The organism is Streptomyces sp. NPDC058691, assembly GCF_042714775.1.
In the GTDB taxonomy this organism is placed as follows: domain Bacteria; phylum Actinomycetota; class Actinomycetes; order Streptomycetales; family Streptomycetaceae; genus Actinacidiphila.
Genome location: NZ_JBHXSO010000008.1, coordinates 138,908 through 158,195, shown reverse-complemented (window position 1 = coordinate 158,195; position 19,288 = coordinate 138,908). Strand labels below are relative to the sequence as shown.

20 protein-coding genes are annotated in these 19,288 nt (G+C 71.1%); 17 read left to right on the top strand and 3 right to left on the bottom strand.

Annotated elements, in window-relative coordinates; all coding sequences use genetic code 11:
* Positions 1–71: 71 nt before the first annotated feature.
* Positions 72–653 carry a hypothetical protein gene (locus tag ACFWVC_RS08470; RefSeq protein ID WP_384280421.1) on the top strand — a complete coding sequence of 194 codons (582 nt, stop codon included), beginning with the start codon at positions 72–74 and terminating at the stop codon, positions 651–653.
* Between the two features lie 4 nt (positions 654–657).
* On the opposite strand, the gene ACFWVC_RS08465 is transcribed toward ACFWVC_RS08470, so the two are convergent.
* Positions 658–954, bottom strand: coding sequence for a ferredoxin (locus ACFWVC_RS08465; protein ID WP_384280465.1), 297 nt, complete (start codon positions 952–954; stop codon positions 658–660).
* A 234-nt stretch (positions 955–1,188) separates the two neighbouring features.
* Here ACFWVC_RS08465 and arc point away from each other — a divergent pair, with 234 nt between their 5' ends.
* From arc to prcA, 5 genes are all read left to right on the top strand, one after another.
* A complete protein-coding gene (gene arc, locus ACFWVC_RS08460; RefSeq protein ID WP_384280420.1) occupies positions 1,189–2,955 on the top strand; it encodes a proteasome ATPase in 1,767 nt (588 codons plus the stop codon).
* Positions 2,956–3,160: 205 nt separating this feature from the next.
* Positions 3,161–4,672, top strand: coding sequence for a depupylase/deamidase Dop (gene dop / locus ACFWVC_RS08455; RefSeq protein ID WP_384280418.1), 1,512 nt, complete (start codon positions 3,161–3,163; stop codon positions 4,670–4,672).
* A 135-nt stretch (positions 4,673–4,807) separates the two neighbouring features.
* Positions 4,808–5,026 carry a ubiquitin-like protein Pup gene (locus ACFWVC_RS08450; protein ID WP_384280417.1) on the top strand — a complete coding sequence of 73 codons (219 nt, stop codon included), beginning with the start codon at positions 4,808–4,810 and terminating at the stop codon, positions 5,024–5,026.
* A gap of 206 nt (positions 5,027–5,232) precedes the next feature.
* Complete coding sequence (prcB, locus tag ACFWVC_RS08445) at positions 5,233–6,078, top strand: proteasome subunit beta (protein WP_384280416.1); 846 nt, start codon at positions 5,233–5,235, stop codon at positions 6,076–6,078.
* A gap of 52 nt (positions 6,079–6,130) precedes the next feature.
* Positions 6,131–6,925, top strand: coding sequence for a proteasome subunit alpha (prcA, locus tag ACFWVC_RS08440; protein WP_384280414.1), 795 nt, complete (start codon positions 6,131–6,133; stop codon positions 6,923–6,925).
* 79 nt (positions 6,926–7,004) lie between these two features.
* Here the strand turns inward: prcA and ACFWVC_RS08435 are convergent, their stop codons facing one another.
* Complete coding sequence (locus tag ACFWVC_RS08435) at positions 7,005–8,012, bottom strand: LacI family DNA-binding transcriptional regulator (RefSeq protein WP_384280413.1); 1,008 nt, start codon at positions 8,010–8,012, stop codon at positions 7,005–7,007.
* 112 nt (positions 8,013–8,124) lie between these two features.
* Here ACFWVC_RS08435 and ACFWVC_RS08430 point away from each other — a divergent pair, with 112 nt between their 5' ends.
* The 11 genes from ACFWVC_RS08430 (at position 8,125) to ACFWVC_RS08380 (ending at position 17,428) form a co-directional block, all read left to right on the top strand.
* The gene (locus tag ACFWVC_RS08430) at positions 8,125–9,372 is read left to right on the top strand and encodes an MFS transporter (RefSeq protein WP_384280411.1); all 1,248 of its coding nucleotides are present in this window, start codon (positions 8,125–8,127) and stop codon (positions 9,370–9,372) included.
* Positions 9,373–9,381: 9 nt separating this feature from the next.
* Positions 9,382–10,743, top strand: a complete 1,362-nt coding sequence (gene pafA, locus ACFWVC_RS08425; protein ID WP_384280409.1) for a Pup--protein ligase — start codon at positions 9,382–9,384, stop codon at positions 10,741–10,743.
* Between the two features lie 113 nt (positions 10,744–10,856).
* A complete protein-coding gene (locus ACFWVC_RS08420; protein WP_384280407.1) occupies positions 10,857–11,846 on the top strand; it encodes an FKBP-type peptidyl-prolyl cis-trans isomerase in 990 nt (329 codons plus the stop codon).
* Positions 11,847–11,886: 40 nt separating this feature from the next.
* Positions 11,887–12,258, top strand: a complete 372-nt coding sequence (locus ACFWVC_RS08415; RefSeq protein WP_384280405.1) for an FKBP-type peptidyl-prolyl cis-trans isomerase — start codon at positions 11,887–11,889, stop codon at positions 12,256–12,258.
* Positions 12,259–12,444: 186 nt separating this feature from the next.
* A complete protein-coding gene (locus ACFWVC_RS08410; RefSeq protein ID WP_384280404.1) occupies positions 12,445–13,440 on the top strand; it encodes a helix-turn-helix transcriptional regulator in 996 nt (331 codons plus the stop codon).
* An 18-nt stretch (positions 13,441–13,458) separates the two neighbouring features.
* Positions 13,459–14,406 (top strand): WYL domain-containing protein, encoded by a 948-nt coding sequence (locus ACFWVC_RS08405; protein ID WP_319662007.1) that lies wholly within the window; start codon positions 13,459–13,461, stop codon positions 14,404–14,406.
* Positions 14,407–14,420: 14 nt separating this feature from the next.
* Positions 14,421–14,726 carry a hypothetical protein gene (locus ACFWVC_RS08400; RefSeq protein WP_384280402.1) on the top strand — a complete coding sequence of 102 codons (306 nt, stop codon included), beginning with the start codon at positions 14,421–14,423 and terminating at the stop codon, positions 14,724–14,726.
* A 19-nt stretch (positions 14,727–14,745) separates the two neighbouring features.
* Positions 14,746–14,949 carry a hypothetical protein gene (locus ACFWVC_RS08395; RefSeq protein WP_384280400.1) on the top strand — a complete coding sequence of 68 codons (204 nt, stop codon included), beginning with the start codon at positions 14,746–14,748 and terminating at the stop codon, positions 14,947–14,949.
* A 256-nt stretch (positions 14,950–15,205) separates the two neighbouring features.
* Entirely contained in the window at positions 15,206–15,493 is a 288-nt protein-coding gene (gene tatA, locus ACFWVC_RS08390; RefSeq protein WP_384280399.1) for a Sec-independent protein translocase subunit TatA, read from the top strand.
* Positions 15,494–15,558: 65 nt separating this feature from the next.
* On the top strand, positions 15,559–16,503 hold the full coding sequence (gene tatC / locus ACFWVC_RS08385) for a twin-arginine translocase subunit TatC (protein ID WP_384280398.1): 945 nt from the start codon (positions 15,559–15,561) through the stop codon (positions 16,501–16,503).
* A 31-nt stretch (positions 16,504–16,534) separates the two neighbouring features.
* A complete protein-coding gene (locus ACFWVC_RS08380; RefSeq protein WP_384280396.1) occupies positions 16,535–17,428 on the top strand; it encodes a diacylglycerol kinase in 894 nt (297 codons plus the stop codon).
* Positions 17,429–17,457: 29 nt separating this feature from the next.
* Here ACFWVC_RS08380 and ACFWVC_RS08375 read toward each other — a convergent pair whose 3' ends face one another.
* Positions 17,458–19,230: an MOSC domain-containing protein gene (locus ACFWVC_RS08375; RefSeq protein WP_384280394.1), complete on the bottom strand. Its 1,773-nt coding sequence runs from the start codon at positions 19,228–19,230 to the stop codon at positions 17,458–17,460.
* Positions 19,231–19,288 lie beyond the last annotated feature (58 nt).

The window sequence follows — 19,288 nt, the reverse complement described above, 5'->3', positions numbered from 1 at the left end:
GTACCGGCTGCCCCTGCGCTGTGGCAGCATGCTGGCCACCCCGCTCGACCAACTCCACAGGAGACAGGCGCGTGCAGCCACTCGCAGGGCCGGCCCTTCCGCACACCCGGGCCCGTTCGGTGCACTGGATCACCACGGCCGCGGTCATCGCCGCCGTCATAGGCAGCGCCGCACTGGTGCAGCCCGCCGGGGCTTCCACCGCGAGACGGCCGGCCGCCGGTGTGAAGGCCGCCGTCCCCGCCGTGCCCCCGCCGGACCCGAAGGCCGCCCACTACACGATGAACTGCGCGGGCGCGCCGGTGGACGTGGTCGACCGGGCCTCCGGCGACCTGGACGGGGACGGGCGCCCGGAGACGGTCGCGGTCGCGCGCTGCCACTCGGAGACGGGAACGCCGCCGAGCGGTCTGTACGTGCTCTCGGCGGGCGCCACACCGGGCGCCGCGCCGCGGATCGTGGACACTCTGGTCGACCCCAAGGAGCAGCGGTCCTTCAAGGGCCTGCGGATCGAGGACCGAAAGGTTCGCGCCACCGTCCTCGGCTACTCCTCGGACGACATCCCGCGTTGCTGCCCCGACCAGATGCGGGACTACAGCTGGGAGTGGCGGTCCGGAACCTACTACGAGATCCCGGGACCGCTCGCGAACAGCGTGTGAAAGATCACTCCGCGGCGGGTCCGTACAGTTCTACACTGTCCGAAACCCGACGTACATGAATACATTCGCCAGGACATTCCCTGGCCGAATCCACCACATCGGTCAGCAACGGCAGGGGTACCGGGACGGACGCCCCGGGGGCCTGACGCAGCTCGTCGTCGTCACCCTTCACGTAGGCGAGCCCGTCGATGTCCAGCTCGAAGACCTCAGGCGCGTACTGCACACAGATGCCGTCTCCGGTGCACAGGTCCTGATCGATCCAGACCTCAAGCGCCTCGGCGACTTCGTCGCTCACGTGTATCTCGCCTGCCGTTCATCGTTCGGGAAGGGACCGCCCCTGACGGGCGTTGACCGAACCGACGATACAACCGGCCGCTTTCGGATGGTGATGGCTGGGTATCTCCCTGGCACGAGGACGTGCGCAAGGGTGAAGATCGGACACACTCGGGACGTCTTTGTGATCTAGGGGTTTCAACCCCTACTGGCCCAGGTAGGGTCTGGAAGCGTCCAGCTCCCCTTGGAGGAGGTGAGGACCGTGGCGGCCCACGACGACGACATCAACCGTGGCGGCCGACCCGCTCGTGGATCGGAAGACCCCATGAGCCAGGTCGCCTTTCTTGAGCAGGAGATCGCCGTCCTGCGACGTAAGCTCGCCGACTCTCCGCGGCACACGAGGATTCTCGAGGAGCGGATCGTCGAGCTGCAGACCAATCTTGCGGGTGTCTCCGCTCAGAACGAGCGGCTGGCCAACACCCTCCGCGAGGCCCGCGACCAGATCGTGGCCCTCAAGGAAGAGGTGGACCGGCTGGCACAGCCCCCCGCCGGATTCGGCGTGTTCCTGCAGGCGAACGACGACGGAACGGCGGACATCTTCACCGGCGGCCGCAAGCTGCGGGTGAACGTCAGTCCGTCGGTCGAGCTGGACGACCTCCGGCGCGGCCAGGAACTCATGCTCAACGAGGCGCTCAACGTGGTCGAGGCCATGGAGTTCGAGCGCATCGGAGACATCGTCACCCTCAAGGAGATCCTTGAGGACGGCGAGCGAGCCCTGGTCATCGGGCACACGGACGAGGAGCGGGTGGTGCGGCTCGCCGAGCCGCTGCTGGACGGCGCCCTCCGCGCCGGCGACGCGCTGCTGCTCGAACCGCGCTCGGGATACGTCTACGAGCGGGTGCCCAAGAGCGAGGTCGAAGAGCTCGTCCTCGAAGAAGTGCCCGACATCGACTACCGCCAGATCGGCGGCCTGCGGAACCAGATCGAGCAGATCCGCGACGCAGTCGAACTGCCCTATCTGCACGCCGAGCTGTTCAAGGAGTACGAGCTCCGCCCGCCGAAGGGCGTGCTCCTCTACGGCCCCCCCGGCTGCGGAAAGACGCTGATCGCCAAGGCGGTCGCCAACTCCCTTGCCAAGAAGGTCGCCGAGGTCACCGGGCAGCCCCAGGGCAAGAGCTACTTCCTGAACATCAAGGGTCCCGAGCTGCTGAACAAGTACGTCGGCGAGACCGAGCGGCAGATCCGCCTGGTCTTCCAGCGTGCGAGGGAGAAGGCGAGCGAGGGCACCCCCGTCATCGTCTTCTTCGACGAGATGGAATCGCTGTTCCGGACCCGTGGGTCCGGCGTCAGCTCGGACGTGGAGAACACCATCGTCCCGCAGCTGCTCGCCGAGATCGACGGTGTCGAGGGACTGGAGAACGTCATCGTCATCGGCGCCTCCAACCGCGAGGACATGATCGACCCCGCGATCCTGCGGCCCGGCCGCCTGGACGTGAAGATCAAGATCGAGCGGCCGGACGCCGAGGCGGCCAAGGACATCTTCTCCAAGTACCTGGTCGCGACCCTGCCGCTGCACGGGGAGGACCTGTCCGAGCACGGCGAGTCCGCCGAGGCCACCGTCGACGCCATGATCCAGTCGGTCGTCGAGCGGATGTACTCGGAGTCCGAGGAGAACCGCTTCCTGGAGGTCACCTACGCCAACGGTGACAAGGAGGTCCTGTACTTCAAGGACTTCAACTCCGGCGCGATGATCCAGAACATCGTGGACCGGGCCAAGAAGATGGCGATCAAGGCCTTCCTCGACCACAACCAGCGGGGTCTGCGCGTCTCCCACCTGCTCGCCGCCTGCGTGGACGAGTTCAAGGAGAACGAGGACCTGCCGAACACCACCAACCCGGACGACTGGGCCCGCATCTCCGGAAAGAAGGGCGAGCGGATCGTCTTCATCCGCACGCTCGTCACCGGGAAGCAGGGCGCCGACACCGGTCGCTCGATCGACACCGTCGCCAATACGGGTCAGTACCTGTAACGCGACCACCCTCCGGCTGCGGGTGCCCACGCAGGGGCACCCGCAGCCGGACTGTTTCACCCCGGCATAACCCAAGAAAGCGCGTAATGATCTCCCCACCACCGTCATCGCGTTCTAGGCTCATCGGTACCGCCCGAGGGCCATGTGCGGGGCGGTACTTGAGCGACCGGGCCGGCACGGCCCGGAGCCGGGCAAGGAGGGCCGCATGACCGTACGGCGAGTAATGGGCATCGAGACGGAGTACGGGATCTCCGTCCCGGGCCACCCGAACGCCAATGCCATGCTCACCTCGTCCCAGGTCGTCAACGCCTACGCGGCGGCGATGCACCGGGCGCGCCGCGCCCGCTGGGACTTCGAGGAGGAGAATCCACTGCGGGACGCCCGCGGCTTCGACCTCGCCCGAGAGGCCGCGGACTCCAGCCAGCTCACCGACGAGGACATCGGCCTGGCCAATGTGATCCTCACCAACGGTGCCCGGCTCTACGTCGACCACGCCCACCCGGAGTACAGCTCGCCGGAGGTCACCAACCCCCGCGACGCCGTGCTGTGGGACAAGGCCGGCGAGCGCATCATGGCCGAGGCCGCCGAGCGGGCCGCCCAGCTCCCCGGCGCCCAGCCCATCCATCTGTACAAGAACAACACCGACAACAAGGGCGCGTCCTACGGCACGCACGAGAACTACCTGATGAAGCGGGAGACCCCCTTCTCGGACATCGTGCGCCACCTGACGCCCTTCTTCGTCTCCCGCCAGGTCGTCACCGGCGCCGGACGGGTCGGCATCGGCCAGGACGGCCATGACCACGGCTTCCAGATCAGCCAGCGCGCCGACTACTTCGAGGTCGAGGTCGGGCTGGAGACCACCCTCAAGCGTCCGATCATCAACACCCGCGACGAGCCGCACGCCGACGCCGAGAAGTACCGCCGGCTCCATGTGATCATCGGCGACGCCAACCTCGCGGAGCTCTCGACCTACCTCAAGCTCGGCACCACCGCCCTGGTGCTGTCGATGATCGAGGACGGCTTCATCAACGTCGACCTCGCCGTCGACCAGCCGGTCCGCACCCTGCACCAGGTCAGCCACGACCCCACGCTGCACCGGCTGGTCACGCTGCGCAGCGGCCGCACCCTCACCGCGGTGCAGCTCCAGATGGAGTACTGCGAGCTCGCCCGCAAGTACGTCGAGGACCGCTTCGGCACGGACGCCGACGAGCAGACCAAGGACGTCCTCGGACGGTGGGAGGACGTGCTCAACCGGCTCGAGAGCGACCCGATGAGCCTGTCCCGCGAGCTGGACTGGGTCGCCAAGCGGGAGCTGCTGGAGGGCTACCGGCGCCGGGACGGCCTCGAGTGGGACGCGGCGCGCCTGCACCTGGTCGACCTGCAGTACGCCGACGTGCGCCCCGAGAAGGGGCTGTACAACCGCCTGGCCGCCCGTGGGCGCGTCCAGCGGCTGCTCACCGACGAAGAGGTCGACCGGGCCGTGGGCAAGCCCCCGGAGGACACCCGGGCCTACTTCCGCGGACGCTGCCTCGAACAGTACGCGGACGACGTCGCCGCGGCCTCCTGGGACTCGGTGATCTTCGACCTGCCGGGCCGTGACTCCCTGCAGCGGGTGCCCACCCTGGAGCCGCTGCGCGGCACGCGCAACCACGTCAAGGAGCTGCTGGACCGCTGCCGCACGGCGGAGGAGCTGGTGAGGATCCTGTCCGGCGGCTGATCAGGGCTGAAATCCTCCCGAACCGGGAATCATCGGGGTGGCCCCCGGACGTTGGGTGATAGCGGGGGCCGAAGTCAGACCCTCCTTGTAGGGTCTGATCTCGTAGGACATGGAACCGAGCGGGGTGAGGGACACATGGCTACCAAGGACACCGGCGGCGGACAGCAGAAGGCCACACGTTCGACCGAGGAGGTCGAGGAGACCGCGCAGGACGCGCAGGGCACCTCCGACCTCAAGGACCGCCACGAGAAGCTGTCGGACGACGTGGACTCCGTGCTCGACGAGATCGATGACGTGCTCGAGGAGAACGCCGAGGACTTCGTGCGTTCGTTCGTGCAAAAGGGCGGCCAGTAACACACCCGGCTCGCCGTCGAGCGGCACGGGAGGGGCGCGTACGCCGCGCCCCTCCCGTCGGCCGCCCTGGGGGCGTTCGTGTGTGTGCCCGGTTTCCCAACTCCTGCCCCGCGGCATGTGGATCGCGATCACCTCACGGGTAGGGTGCGAGCAGTGCCACACCCAGAACTGCTGCGCCACGCAGTGGACTACGTGGAAGGAAACGTGTGGAAGCCAACACTCGTAGCACCGGGCGTCTACCGGCCGCCTTCCTGACGCCCGGCTCGTCGTCGTTCGTCGATTTCCTGGGCGCGCACTCGCCGGCGCTGCTCCCGGGCAACCGTCCGCTGCCGCCCTTGCAGGGCGCCATCGAGCTGCCGCACGGCACCACGATCGTGGCGGCGACCTTCGCCGGCGGCGTGGTGCTGGCCGGTGACCGGCGCGCCACGATGGGCAACATCATCGCGCAGCGCGACATCGAGAAGGTGTTCCCGGCCGACGAGTACTCGGCGGTCGGCATCGCGGGCACGGCCGGGCTCGCCGTGGAGATGGTCAAGCTGTTCCAGCTCGAGCTGGAGCACTACGAGAAGATCGAGGGCGACGTCCTCTCCCTGGAGGGCAAGGCGAACCGCCTGTCGACCATGATCCGGGGCAACCTCGGCATGGCGCTGCAGGGCCTGGCCGTGGTCCCGCTCTTCGCCGGTTACGACACCGACCGCGGGAGGGGCCGGATCTTCTCGTACGACGTGACGGGCGGCCGCTCCGAGGAGCACGGCTTCGCCGCCACCGGTTCCGGCTCGGTCTTCGCCCGCGGCGCGCTGAAGAAGCTCTACAAGCCCGACCTCACGGGCGAGCAGGCCACCACCCTGGTCGTCCAGGCGCTCTACGACGCGGCGGACGACGACTCGGCGACCGGTGGTCCCGATCTGGCACGCCGCATCTACCCGATCGTCACGGTCATCACCGAGGACGGCTTCCGCAAGCTCACCGAGTCCGAGAGCCAGGAGATCGTCCGCGCCGTCCATGAGCGGCGGATGGAGCAGCCCGACGGCCCGCGCGCCGAGTTGCTCTGAGCCCGGACGTCCTCAGATGCACCCGCAAACGACAGAAAGGGACGGATAGCCGGTGTCGACGCCGTTCTATGTCTCACCCCAGCAGGCCATGGCCGACCGCGCCGAGTTCGCCCGCAAGGGCATCGCGCGCGGGCGCAGCGTCGTCGTTCTGCAGTACACCGACGGCATCGTCTTCATCGCCGAGAACCCGTCCCGCGCACTGCACAAGGTCAGCGAGATCTACGACCGCATCGCCTTCGCCGCGGTGGGCAAGTACAACGAGTTCGAGAACCTGCGGATCGGCGGGGTGCGCTACGCCGATCTGCGCGGTTACACCTACGACCGTGACGATGTGACCGCCCGCGGCCTGGCGAACGTCTACGCCCAGACCCTGGGCACCATCTTCTCCAGCGTCGGCGAGAAGCCGTACGAGGTGGAGCTGATCGTCGCGGAGGTGGGTTCCGACCCCTCCGAGGACCAGATCTACCGGCTGCCGCACGACGGCTCGATCGTCGACGAGCACGGCGCGGTGGCGGTCGGTGGCAACTCCGACCAGATCGGCACCTATCTGGACCAGCGGCACCGTGACGGCATGACCCTCGCGGAGGCGCTGAAGCTGGCGGTGGAGTCCCTGAGCCGGGACAACAACGGCAGCGACCGGCAGCTCACGGCGGAGCAGCTGGAAGTGGCGGTGCTGGACCGTACGCGGCCGCAGCAGCGCAAGTTCAAGCGCATCCTCGGCCAGCAGCTGTCGCGGCTGCTGGAGGAGGAGGGCCCCGCTGGTACGGCCGCCACGGCGGACAAGGCCGCGCCGGCCACCGCGAACGACGATGACGACGACCTTCCGGAGCTCGACGAGGACGTGTGAGTCCGCGTATCCGCGTCTGAAGCAGTCCGCGCACGCCCCGGCCGCCCCAGTGGTGGCCGGGGCGTGCGCGTGCGTGCCGTCACGCGTCCCGTGGAGGGGCGGTGGAGCCGCGGACGACCAGGTGGACGGGGAGTTCGGCGCCGGTGGCCGGGCGGCCCGCCAGGGCGTCCAGCAGGGCGGTCATGCCGCCGGCGCCGACCGCCTCGGCGGGCAGGCGGACCGTGGTGAGTTCCGGCTCGATCGCGGTGGCGAGCGCGAAGTCGTCGTAGCCGGTCACCGAGATGTCGTCGGGGACCCGCAGCCCCAGGCGCCGCAACGCCTTGCAGGCGCCGACGGCGAGGACGTCGTCGTCGCAGACCACCATGGTGGGCCGGGCGCCGGGGCGGGCGAGCAGGCGCTCGGTGGCCTGCCGGGCGGCCTCGGGGTCGAGGGCGGAGTGCTCGGTGGCGGGGGCGGTGCCGAGGACTTCGGCGAGCGCCTGGGCGCGCACCCGGAAGGTCCAGGTGTCGATGCCGGCGGCGAGGTGGGCGACCCGCTCCGGGCGGTGGCCGAGGGCCAGCACATGACGGGCGACCTGCCGCATCCCGTCGGCGATGGCGAGGTTGACGGTGGCGGCGGCGCCCGGTTCGGCGGGGTCGGCGTCCAGCATCACCAGGGGCAGCCCGCCCTCCCCGATGGCGGCGAGCGCGTCGGCGGCCATGGAGGAGGCGATGATGCCGTCCAGCGCGGCCTGGGCCGAGCCGAAGGGGTCCCGGGCCGGCCCGACGCCCTCGGGGGACGGGTAGAGCACGACGCCGAAGCCGTTCTCCTCGGCCACGCGGGCGGCGCCGGTGTAGATCCGGGCGAAGTACTCGTTGGTGATCGAGGGGACCACCAGGAGGGCGGTCCTGGTCCGGCCCAGGCGCAGGTTGCGCGCGGCGATGTTGGGCCGGTAGCCGAGTTCGCGGGCCTGCGCGCGGACGGTGTCGGCGGTGCGCTCGGACACACGGCCGCGCCACTTGCCGCCGAGCACGAGGGAGACCGTGGCCTGCGACACCCCCGCGGCCCGCGCGACGTCCCGGGAGGTCGGACGCGCTGTGTCGGTCACCTTCGGGAGCTCCTCTCGTCTGCTCTGCCCGGTTCACCGCTGGACCGGTGGACTGCGGCCATGGTACGTATGACCCAGCACGTTATACGTACAACTAGGCGAAGGGACGGCCATGGCGACGGGTTACGCGGACCTGCTGCGCGCGCCGCACGCGATGCGGCTGCTGGCCGGCACCCTGATCGGCCGTCTTCCCAACGCCACGGCCGCGCTCGGGATCGTGCTGCTCACCCGGGCGCAGGGCGGCGACTTCGCCCTCGCCGGCGCGCTGTCGGCGGTCTACGGCATCGCCAACGCGGTCGGCCAGCCGCTGCTGGGCCGGGCCGTGGACCGTCTGGGGCAGCCCCGCGTCATGCTGCCCGCCGCGGTGGCCTCGGCCGCCGGGATGACGGTCTTCGCCCTGGCCGGGATCCACCCGCTGCCGCCGGCCTACGCGGCCATGTTCGTCGCAGGCTTCTTCACCCCGCCGCTGGAGGGCGGTCTGCGGGCGCTGTGGCCCGGGGTGCTCGAGCGGCCCGACCGCGTCCACGCGGCCTACGCCCTGGACGCCGCCGCGCAGGAGGTCATGTTCGCGGTGGGGCCGCTGCTGGTGACCCTGCTGGTGGCCGGATTCTCCGAGGCGGCCGCGCTGCTGTGGATCGCGGCCGTGGGCGTGGCGGGGGCGGTCAGTGTGGTGGCCTCGCCGCCTTCGCGGGCGTGGCGCTCGCAGCCGCGGGTCCCGGACTGGCTGGGGCCGTTGCGCTCGCGCGGCATCGCGGTCCTGGTCGCCTCCTTCTTCTTCGTCGGCCTGGCCCTCGGTTCCATCGCGGTGGCCGCCGTCGCCTACGCCGACGACCACGGCGGCGGCATGGTCTCCAGCTACGTGCTGTCCGGCACCGGATTCGGCGCGCTGGTGGGCGGCGTGGTGTACGGCGCCCGGCGGTGGCCGGGGATACCCGAGCGCCGGCTGCGGGTGCTGATGGCGGGCCTCGCGGTCTGCTACCTGCCGCTCGCCCTCGTGCCCGGCGTGGCCCTCATGGCGGCGCTCGCGGCCCTGTCCGGACTGTTCCTTGCGCCGTCGCTGGCCTGTGCGTTCGTGGTGGTGGACCGGCACGCCCCGGCGGGCACCGTCACCGAGGCGTTCTCATGGATCGTCACCGCGTTCGGAGTCGGCGCGGCGGTCGGCACCGCCGCCTCCGGGCCCGCCGCCCAGTACGGCGGAGCGGTGGCGGCGTTCACGGTGGCGGGGGCCGCCGGACTGGCCGCGCTGGCGGTCCTGCTGGCCGGCGGCCGCCCGTTGGCGCTGCCAAACCCGGCAAGCGGGACAGAAAAAGATCGAATCGCCGCGGCCCAAGACGGTTTGAGGTCCACGCATCAGGCGTAAGGTCTCAGCATGGACCGCCGCATTTTCGGGCTGGAGAACGAGTACGGCGTCACGTGCACGTTCCGGGGACAGCGGCGTCTGTCCCCGGACGAGGTGGCGCGGTACCTCTTCCGCCGTGTCGTGTCATGGGGTCGCAGCAGCAACGTCTTCCTCCGCAACGGCGCCCGCCTCTACCTCGACGTGGGGTCCCACCCGGAGTACGCCACTCCCGAGTGTGACAACGTGACAGAACTGGTCACCCACGACAAGGCGGGCGAGCGCATCCTCGAAGGGCTCCTCGTGGACGCCGAACGGCGCCTGCACGAGGAGGGCATCGCGGGTGATGTCTACCTCTTCAAGAACAACACCGACTCCGCCGGCAACTCCTACGGCTGTCACGAGAACTATCTCGTCGCCCGCCACGGGGAGTTCTCCCGCCTCGCGGACATCCTCATCCCCTTCCTGGTCACCCGGCAGCTGATCTGCGGCGCCGGCAAGGTGCTGCAGACCCCGCGCGGCGCGGTCTTCTGCGTCAGCCAGCGCGCCGAGCACATCTGGGAGGGCGTCAGCTCCGCCACCACGCGCTCCCGGCCCATCATCAACACCCGGGACGAGCCGCACGCCGACGCCGAGCGCTACCGGCGCCTGCACGTCATCGTCGGCGACTCCAACATGTCCGAGACGACCATGCTGCTCAAGGTCGGCGCGACCGACCTCGTCCTGCGCATGATCGAGGCGGGCACCGTCATGCGGGACCTCACCCTGGAGAACCCGATCCGGGCCATCCGCGAGGTCTCCCACGACATAACGGGACAGCGCAAGGTGCGCCTCGCCTCCGGCCGGGAGGCCTCCGCACTGGAGATCCAGGAGGAGTATTACTCCAAGGCGGTGGACTTCTGCGAGCGTCGCGGCATCCGCAACGGGGTCATCGAGCAGGTCCTCGAACTGTGGGGCCGGGCCCTGGAGTCGATCGGCAGCGGTGATCTGGACCGGATCGGCACCGAGATCGACTGGGTGATGAAGTACCGGCTGATCGAGCGGTACCGGGCCCGCGACAACATCACCATGTCGCATCCGCGCATCGCGCAGATAGACCTCGCCTACCACGACATCCACCGTCGCCGCGGGCTCTACTACCTGCTGGAAAAGCGGGGGCAGGCCAAGCGGATCTGCAACGACCTCAAGATCTTCGAGGCCAAGTCGGTGCCCCCGCAGACCACCAGGGCCCGGTTGCGCGGCGACTTCATCCGCCGCGCCCAGGAGCAGCGGCGCGACTTCACGGTCGACTGGGTGCACCTGAAGCTCAACGACCAGGCGCAGCGCACGGTGCTGTGCAAGGACCCCTTCCGGTCCGTCGACGACCGGGTGGAGAAGCTGATCGCCGGGATGTAGCACAAGAGCGTGAAGGCAGACGCGGGGCCCCGTCGGTGTTCGTACGGGGCCCCGCGCACGCCGTAGAGTGGCGCGCACGCCAGATACACAAGATCGACCTGATGGGGATCCCTGTGCGCCGACGTTCTCTCCTCCTCGCCGTGCCGGCCGGCCTGCTCACGCTCGCGGGCTGCGGTGACGACAAGTCCGACAAGGTCAAGCCCGGCGCCTCCCCATCGGGTTCCGGTTCCGTTCCCGCGGCCGACGTCAAGATCGTCGACGGTCCGCTGCCGGGCATCACCGCCGGCACGAAGTTCGGCGAGAAGCCGACCGTCGCCAAGGGGCCGGGCAACCCGAGCGGTGACCTGGCGGTCAAGACCCTCATCCAGGGCGACGGGGCCGTGGTCGCCAAGGGCGACTACCTCCAGGCGAACTATCTCGGCCAGATCTGGAGCACCGCCAAGGTCTTCGACAACTCCTACGACCGCGGCGCGCCGGCCGTCTTCCCGATCGGCGTGGGGCAGGTCATCCCCGGCTGGGACAAGGCCCTGGTGGGCAAGAAGGTCGGCGACCGCGTCGAGCTGGCCATCCCGCCGGTCCTCGGCTACGGAACGCAGGGCAACGCCCAGGCCGGTATCAAGGGCACCGACACGCTGGTCTTCGTCGTCGACGTGGTGAACACCTTCGGCGCCAAGAGCTCCGCCCAGGGCAAGGCCGTGCCGCAGGGCGACGCCGCCCTGCCCAAGGTCGGCACCAACACCGACGGCCAGGCGCCCACGATCGACGTCCCCAAGGGCGCCGCGCCGACCAAGCTCGTGTCCGACTACGTCATCGAGGGCACCGGCCCCGCGGTGAAGGCCGCCGACAACCTGCTCGTGCAGTACAAGGGCGTCCTGTGGGAGGGCGGCAAGGAGTTCGACTCCACGTACTCCCGCGGCCAGCTCGCCTCCTTCTCGCTCCAGCAGGTCATCAAGGGCTGGCAGCAGGGCTTGGTGGGCAAGAAGGCCGGCAGCCGTGTGCTGCTCGTGGTCCCGCCCGCCCTGGGCTACGGCAACAAGGCGCAGAGCGGGATTCCCGCCAACTCCACGCTGGTCTTCACGGTCGACATCCTCACCGTGATGTAAGACTGTGCAGGTTGTCCGCCATTCCAAGAGGAGCACGTACGTGAGCATCGACAAGCCCGAGATCGACTTCCCGGGCGGCGAGCCCCCGGCCGACCTGGAGATCAAGGACATCTGGGAGGGCGACGGCGCCGAGGCCAAGTCCGGACAGAACGTCACGGTCCACTACGTGGGCGTCGCCTTCAGCACCGGCGAGGAGTTCGACGCCAGCTGGAACCGCAACTCGCCCTTCACCTTCCCCCTCGGTGGCGGCCGCGTCATCAAGGGCTGGGACAAGGGCGTGGAGGGCATGAAGGTCGGCGGCCGTCGCCAGCTGACGATCCCGGCGCACCTCGCCTACGGCAACCAGAGCCCGACCCCGGCGATCAAGCCGGGCGAGACGCTGATCTTCGTCGTGGACCTGCTGTCGGTCTGACGGACCGTACGGCGTCCCTCGCCCAGTGGAGCCCCCGCCGCCGGCAGTGCCGGTGCGGCGGGGGCTCCGCCGTGTCCGGCCCCGCCGCCGAGGGCCCCCGGCGAGCAGGCCGCTTTCGCTTTTGCCGGGCGGCGCCGTCGCGGTACGGTCTCGATCGAGAGCTGAAGAGGAAGAAGGTTGCGTCGAGTGGCCATTGCCAAGGCCGAGCGGCTGATGAACCTGGCGCTGTGCCTGATGAACACCCGGCGCCCGGTCAGCAAGCGGGAGTTGCGCGCCTCCATCGAGGCCTATCACGAGATCGGTTCCGACGAGGCGTTCAACCGCATGTTCGAGCGGGACAAGGACGACCTGCGTGAACTCGGCATGGTCATCGAGACCGTGGAGAGCGTCGACGGCGAGATCGGCTACCTGGCCCGGCGCGACCGCAACCGCCTTCCGGAGATCGCCCTGGACGCCGAGGAGGCCGCCGCGCTGAGCCTGGCCGCCAAGGTGTGGCAGCAGGCCCGGCTCGCCGAGGCGGCCAGCGGCGCACTGCAGAAGCTGCGCGCCGCCGGTGTGCCGTTCGACGACGCCGACGCGGACTCCGCCGATGCCGACGCCGGCTCGCGCGACCCGGCCGTCTCCGGACACAGCGCGCTGGAGCCCCGCATCCCGGCGCCCGAGCCGGCCTTCGAGCCGCTGATGCTCGCCACCCGCGACCGCCGCCCGGTCGCCTTCGACTACCGCAAGGCCAACGCGGTCCGCCCCGAGCCCCGCCAGGTCGAGCCCTGGGCGCTGGAGTGCTGGCGCGGCCACTGGTACCTGGCCGGCTGGGACCGCGACCGAAGTGCCGTGCGGGTGTTCCGGCTCTCGCGGATCACCGGCCGGGTGCGCACCCGCGGCGGTACCTTCACCGCCGAGGTGCCCGACCACGTGGACGTGCGGGCCGCCGTCGCCAGCTGGGCCGGCGAGGGCGCGACCGCGACCGCCCGGATCCGGCTGCGCCGCGACTCCGGCTACCCGTTGCGGGCGCGGGCGGTGGAGACGCTGCCGGTGGACGCCGACTGGGACGAGCTGGAGATCCCGTACGGGCACGGACTGGACGCCTGGCTGGTGGAGTTCGGCCCGGACGTGGTCGTGCTGGAGCCCGCCGAGCTGCGGGCCGACGTGGTGGACCGGCTGCGCGCCGTCGCCAAGGGCTGAGCGGGGGAGAAGGACGAGATGGCGAACGCGATCGACCAGACGCGCCGGATGCTGTCCCTGGTCACGTATCTGCGCGAGCGCCCCGGCGCCCGGGTGAGCGACGTGGCCCGCGCGTTCGGGGTCACCGAGGCCGAGCTGATCGGCGACCTCAACGTGCTGCCGCTGTGCGGCACCAGCTTCCGCGGCGGTGACCTGCTCGACATCGACACCGACGGCGAGCGCATCTGGTGGCACAACGTGGACGACGTCGCCCAGCCGCTGCGGCTGGCCGCCGACGAGGCCGCCGCGCTGCTGGTGGCCGCCCGGGCCGTCGCCAATCTGCCCGGGCTGCGGGAGAGCGACCGGCAGGCGCTGCTGCGCGCCACCGCCAAGATCGAGGGCGCGGCGGGAGAGGCCGCCGGTGCTTCGTCGCGTCTCTCGGTGACCTTCGAGTCCGAGGGCAGCGTCTTCGCCGACGTCGACCGGGCGATCGCCGAGCGGCGGCGGCTGTGGATCCGCTACTACTCGCCGGCCCGGGACGAGCTCACCGAGCGCGAGGTCGACCCGATCCGGCTGTTCGCCGTGGGCCACACCTACTTCGAGGGCTGGTGCCGCCTGTCGGAGGACCGGCGCACCTTCCGGCTCGACCGGGTCGCCGAGATCCGGCTGCTGGACGAGGCGAGCGACCCGCCGCGCATCGAGCCCCGGGACCTGTCCCAGGGACTGGTGCAGCCGGCGGGCGACGACCCGGAGGTCGTGGCCGAGGTCGGTCCCGGCGGCCGCTGGGTCGCCGAGTACTACCCCCACGACCGCGCCGAGGAACTGCCCGACGGGGGCCTGCGGATCACCCTGCGCACTCCCGACCCCGGCTCGCTGCGCCGGCTGGCGCTGCGGCTGGGCCGGGACGGCCGCATCGTCTCCCCGGCCGACCTGGTCACCAGCGCCCGGGACGCCGCCACCCAGGCCCTCGCGGCCTACGGTGAGTGACGGAGGGCGCGGTCATGACGGACACGGCGGACCGGGCGGACCGGGCGGACGCATCCGGCACCTCCGGCGCTGGCGATGCCGCCCGCGACGGCGATCCGGCCCCCGGGGCGGTCTTCCGGGCCTCCTGCACCGAGTGCCGGGGAAGCTTCGAACTCACCGCGGGTGACCTGCGGCTCGCCATCGGCGGCAGCCACCGGACGACCTTCTACTCCTTCACCTGCCCCGACTGCGGCACCTCCGTCCGCAAGCCCGCGGGCGACCGCATAGTGGAGCTGCTCACCGACGGCGGCGTGCGCACGATGCGCCTCCACCTCGGCTGAACCGCTACGCTCGGCTGCCATGTGGTGGCTCTACCTGTACGTCGGCCTCGCGACCGCCGGCATCCTCGTCCTCGGTGTCCTCGGCATCCGCGTGTACGCCGAGGTGCTCGGTCTCGCCCGTCAGGTGGGGCGCAGCAGCGCCGATCTGACGCGCGCCGCCGAGGAGTTGCAGCGGGCGGCGGATCCACTGGCCAGGGAGGCCGGCGAGTTCTCCCGGCCGTGAACTCCGGCCCATTACCGAGGAGTACCACCGCGAGCACCACCGCCTGACGGGCTCTCGTTCTCAGCGGCCCCGGGGAGTACGCTGCAGATCGCGGCCCCACACGAGCGCGGCGGGGGCCGCAACTGTACGGATGCCGGGTGATTGCCACACGTTTACTCCCGCACGTTACGATCCCTGGCAGAGTGATCGACGGGCGTACCGCGCCCGCAGGTCACAGACAGGTACCCATGCCGCCTCGGTGAGAAGGTAGACGCAAATGTTCGGACGGCTCGGCCCCACCGAGATCATTCTCATTCTGGTCGTCATTCTGCTGCTCTTCGGCGCCAAGCGACTGCCTGACATGGCGCGCGGCCTCGGCAAGTCGATGCGCATCCTCAAGAGCGAGGCGAAGGCGATGAAGAACGACGACGCCGCCCCGGCCGAGCAGCCGGCGGACGCCCCGCAGGCCGCGCCTCGTACGATCCAGGCGGCGCCCGGCGATGTCTCCAGCGCCCGCCCGGTGAACGAGACCCCGCAGCAGCAGACCCAGCACACCCAGAGCTGACCGCACGGCACAGGCACGCGGAAGCCGACCGGGACGGCGGCGACCGCCCGAATTGAGGACGTGGGTTGCTCAAGTCCGCCCGCCAGCAGCAGGAGAGGGACCCCGAGGGGCGCATGCCCCTCGTGGAGCACCTGCGTGAACTGCGCAACAGGCTCTCCAAGGCGTTGCTCGCGATCATCGTCGTCACGGTCGTCGCCGCCTTCTTCTACAACGAGATCATCGAGTTCTTCACCAAGCCGGTGCTGGAGTCCGTCGGCTGCGCCAGCTCGTTCAGCGAGCTGGCCAAGCAGACGGAGGGCACCTGTGCCCGGATCACCATCAACGGTCTGCTGACGCCGTTCACCCTGGCGCTGAAGGTCTCGCTCATGGCCGGTGTGGTGCTCGCCTCGCCGATCTGGCTCTACCAGCTCTGGGCGTTCCTGGCACCGGGCCTGCACCGGCACGAGAAGAAGTACGCCCTCTCCTTCGTCGCCGCGGGCTTCCCGCTCTTCCTCGGCGGCGGCTTCTTCGCCTACAAGGTGCTGCCGACCACCGCGCGGGTGCTGATCGGCTTCACCCCCGGGGGCATCGACAACCTGCTCCCCCTGGACGACCTGCTCGATCTCGTCACGCGCATGGTCGTCGTGTTCGGCCTCGCCTTCGAGATGCCGCTGCTGCTGGTACTGCTGAACTTCGGCGGCGTGGTCACCGGACGGCGGATGCTGGGCTGGTGGCGCGCGATGATCATCGGCATCACCGTCTTCGCGGCGGTCGCCACCCCCAGTACCGACCCGCTGACGATGATGGCGCTGGCGGGCCCGATCTGGGTGCTGTACTTCCTGGCCGTCGCCGTCTCGCTCCTCAACGACAGGCGCAAGCGACGCGCCAACCCCGACGCCGACCTCGACGACGACGAGGCGTCCGCGCTCGACCTCACCCCCGAGCCCGTCGGGGCTCCGGTGCCCGAGCAGGCGTCCCCCGTGGACGACGACGTCCGGCCGGGCGGACGCGGCTTCGACGACGCCACCTGACAGGGGCGGTGACGCGCGGTAGGGTCCGCGCGTGACCAGCGAGATCACCCTCATCGTCAATCCCACCGCGGGCCGCGGCCGGGGCGCGCACGCCGCGTCGCCGGCCGTCCGCGCGTTGCGCGACGCGGGCCACACGGTCCGCACGGTGACCGGCGCCGACGCCGCCGACGCCCTGCTCAAGGCCCGCAGGGCGGTCGAGGGCGGCACCGGCGCGCTGGTCGCCGCCGGGGGCGACGGCATGGTGTCCCTGGCGCTGCGCGCGGTGGCCGGGACCGGCACCCCCATCGGCGTGGTCCCGGCGGGCACCGGCAACGACTTCGCCCGCGCGGCCGGGCTACCGCTGGGCGACCCCGCGGCGGCCGGGCGGCTGATCGCCCGGGCGCTGAAGGAGGGGCGGACCCGGGAGATCGACCTCGGGCGGGTGGGCGAGCGCTGGTTCGGCACCGTCCTGGCCTCCGGCTTCGACTCCCGCGTCAACGACCGGGGCAACCGCATGCGTTACCCGGCCGGGCGGCTGCGCTACGACGTCGCGATGCTCGCCGAACTGGCGACGCTGCGCCCCATCCCGTACCGGGTCACCCTGGACGACGGGCCGGAGCGGGAGATCGAGGCGACGCTCATAGCGGTGGGCAACGGATCCTCGTACGGCGGGGGCATGCGGATCTGCCCGGACGCCGCGATGGACGACGGCGTCTTCGACATCTGCGTGGTGGGCCCCTGCTCCCGTGGCACCCTGCTGCGCGTCTTCCCCCGCGTCTTCCGGGGCACCCACACCACGCACCCCGTCGTCACCGTGCACCGCGCGGCGAAGGTGACGCTCGCCGCCGCGGACCTCACGGGCTACGCGGACGGCGAGCGCCTGGGGCCGCTGCCGCTGACCGCGGTCGCGGTGCCCCGGGCGGCGCGCCTGCTCGCCGGGGTGTGAGCGCCCGCCCGGAGAGCGGGCGCGCCGCGTCACAGGTCCAGGACCAGGTCCTGCGGCGGCTGAGCGCAGCAGATGAGGACATTGCCCTCGGCGGGCGCGTCGACCGGGTCCGGCTCGTAGACGACGCGGCCCGACAGCAGCGCGGTCTCGCAGGTGTGGCAGACACCCGTGCGGCACGACCAGCGCGTGGGCACGTCGCAGGCCTCGGCGAGCTCCAGCAGCGTCCCGTAGCCGGGGTCCCAGGGCACGTTCAGGCCGCTGCGGGCGAAGGACACCGTGGGCCCGGCCGCCGGGCCGGGCGGGTGCGCGGGCTGGTGCGGGGCCTTCGCCGGGCCCTGTGCGATGCCCGGAGTGATCGCGGACTGCGACCCGAAGGCCTCCGTGCGGATGTTGCCCGGCGCGAGCCCGCAGGCGCTCAGGGCCTCGCTCATGTCCGTCATGAAGGCGTCGGGCCCGCAGATGTAGGCCTCCGCGTCGGCCGGCGGGGCGAGTGCGCGCAGGACGTCCGCCGTGAGCCGTCCCGCCGCGGTGTAGTCGGTCCCGGGGCGGTCCTCCGCGCGCGGCCTGCTGTACGCGACGAACGTCCGGCTGCCGGGCAGCCGGGCCAGCAGGTCGCGCGACTCGGCGGCGAAGGGGTGGTGGAGGCCGTCCCGGGCGCCGTGCACCCACCACACCGGCCGCGCGGTGTGCGCGTCGGCCAGGGCGTGCAGCATCGCCAGCACCGGCGTCGCTCCTACGCCCGCGGACACCAGGAGGACCGGGGCGTCCCCCTGGGCCAGGGTGAAGGCGCCGCGGGGCGCGGCCACTTCGAGCACGTCGTCCACCTTCAGGTGTTCGTGCACATAGGTGCTGGCCACGCCGTGCGGCTCCTGCTTCACGCTGACCCGGTACGCCGCCGCGCCCGGCCGGCCCGACAGCGAGTAGCTGCGGATCACCGGCGGCGCGTCCGGGCAGGGCCGCATCCGTACGGTCAGGAACTGTCCGGGCAGCCCCGGCGGCAGCGGCCGGCCGTCGGTCGCGGCGAACGTCACCGAGGAGATGCCGCTGCTCTCCGCGGCGATGGCCGCCACCCGCAGCGACCGGAAGCCCGGCCACGCGGGCGGCGGGCTGACGCTTCCCGCGGTCAGTCCCGCGTTGCCCCCCGTCGTGCCCGGTTCCCGCTCCTCCGCCAGCAGGGCCCGCATCGAGCCCTGCCAGCCGGGGCTCAGCGCCGGGATGCGCAGGGCGCGTTCCACCTGGGACCGTTCATGGCCCGGCAGATAGAGCACCGCGTCGATCTCCGCGACCGTCATCGCCTCCGGGCCCGTGGCGAGCTTGACGATCTCGTCGCCCGCCGCCACCTCGCCCTCGGTCAGCACGCGGAAGTAGAAGCCGGGCCGGGCGTGGGAGACGAGGAGCGCCGCCATCCGCGGCTCCTCCATGCGCAGGCCCACCCGGTAGCAGGTCACCCGGGGCTGGGTCACCTCGAACTCCGCGGTGCCGATGCGGTAGCGGTCGCCGATGCACACCTCGTCGTCGGGCAGTCCGTCCACGGTGAAGTTCTCGCCGAACTGGCCGTAGGAGAGGTCGTCCCGCTTCAACTGCTCCCGCCAGTGACGGTAGGAGTCGAGCTGGTAGACCAGCACCGCCCGCTGCTCACCGCCGTGCCCGGCGAGGTCCCCCTGTCCGTCGCCGTCCAGATTGAGCCGCCGGACCGTGCGCCGGCCCGTGACGGGCCGTTTCCAGACGCCGGTGTGCGTGATCCGGCCGCGCCACTCGACGTCCTTGGGCAGTCCGACGTTCACGGAGACCAGGGTGGCCATGGGGGTCCTCTCCCTCGTCGGGGCGGGGTCCCGACTCTGCCACGCTAATAGCGTGCCG

Bases quoted from the DNA above. Each gene is read 5' to 3' on its own strand.
- dop (WP_384280418.1), top strand. From the start codon at position 3,161: ATGACCGTACGGCGAGTAATGGGCATCGAGACGGAGTACGGGATCTCC.
- ACFWVC_RS08450 (WP_384280417.1), top strand. From the start codon at position 4,808: ATGGCTACCAAGGACACCGGCGGCGGACAGCAGAAGGCCACACGTTCG.
- ACFWVC_RS08430 (WP_384280411.1), top strand. From the start codon at position 8,125: ATGGCGACGGGTTACGCGGACCTGCTGCGCGCGCCGCACGCGATGCGG.
- pafA (WP_384280409.1), top strand. From the start codon at position 9,382: ATGGACCGCCGCATTTTCGGGCTGGAGAACGAGTACGGCGTCACGTGC.
- ACFWVC_RS08405 (WP_319662007.1), top strand. From the start codon at position 13,459: ATGGCGAACGCGATCGACCAGACGCGCCGGATGCTGTCCCTGGTCACG.
- ACFWVC_RS08400 (WP_384280402.1), top strand. From the start codon at position 14,421: ATGACGGACACGGCGGACCGGGCGGACCGGGCGGACGCATCCGGCACC.
- ACFWVC_RS08395 (WP_384280400.1), top strand. From the start codon at position 14,746: ATGTGGTGGCTCTACCTGTACGTCGGCCTCGCGACCGCCGGCATCCTC.
- tatA (WP_384280399.1), top strand. From the start codon at position 15,206: ATGTTCGGACGGCTCGGCCCCACCGAGATCATTCTCATTCTGGTCGTC.
- ACFWVC_RS08375 (WP_384280394.1), bottom strand. From the start codon at position 19,230: ATGGCCACCCTGGTCTCCGTGAACGTCGGACTGCCCAAGGACGTCGAG.